Origin of the sequence: Bacillus hominis, from assembly GCF_018332515.1 — a bacterium.
Lineage (GTDB): Bacteria > Bacillota > Bacilli > Bacillales > Bacillaceae_G > Bacillus_A > Bacillus_A hominis.
The window spans coordinates 1-274 of the sequence record NZ_BOQD01000679.1; the positions used below are offsets into that span (position 1 = coordinate 1).

The 274-nt window shown below is 33.9% G+C and carries 1 protein-coding gene; it reads right to left on the bottom strand.

Annotated features, from left to right (window positions below):
- On the bottom strand, positions 1-274 hold a 274-nt coding region (locus KI356_RS27915; protein ID WP_212937088.1), incomplete at both ends, for a MobA/MobL family protein.

Genomic DNA, 274 nt, shown 5'->3' on the forward strand with positions numbered 1-274 from the left:
TTCCAAAAACTCGTCATCATTCCATGTTCTGCCGATAACATTCTTTTTTGCGAACTCTAAGCCCGATTTATCAAGTTCTCTTGTTGTGCTCATCAAATGAGCATGAAAGTTATTTGTATCATCTATATGAATAGCATAGTTTACAATCATGCCTTTGTTGGTCATGTGATTTTTAATATAATCTTCAATCAAGTTCTTGTTTTGTTCTGGTGTTAGCTCATTTGGTAAAGCAATAATAAAACTGCGAGCTAAACGGCTATTGGAACGATTTTCT